1 protein-coding gene is annotated in these 273 nt (G+C 54.6%); it reads left to right on the top strand.

Features of this window, described 5'->3' with window-relative positions:
• A partial coding sequence (locus ACYP03_RS26135) for a heme biosynthesis HemY N-terminal domain-containing protein (protein ID WP_459782689.1) occupies positions 1-273 on the top strand: 273 nt, incomplete at both ends.

Genomic DNA, 273 nt, shown 5'->3' with positions numbered 1-273 from the left:
GCTAACCAGACACTGGAAATGAGCCTGACCACGCTGCTCTTACTGGTTATTGTGCTTTTCGGTGCTTTTTTTCTGCTTGAGCATCTGCTGAAGTGGCTGCTGTCACTGAGCAGCGTCACCCGCGGCTGGTTCTCCGGTCGCAAAACCCGCAAAGCACGTGAGCTGACCTCCAGCGGTCTGGTCAAGGTACTGGAAGGGGACTGGAAGCAAGCGGAAAAGCTGGTCATCAAATCTGCCAATCACAGTGACACCCCGCTACTGAACTATCTCGCC

This window comes from Photobacterium sp. R1 (assembly GCF_054600795.1).
The sequence above is the reverse complement of the archived record's forward strand: the minus strand, read 5'-3'. Positions and strand labels throughout refer to the sequence as shown.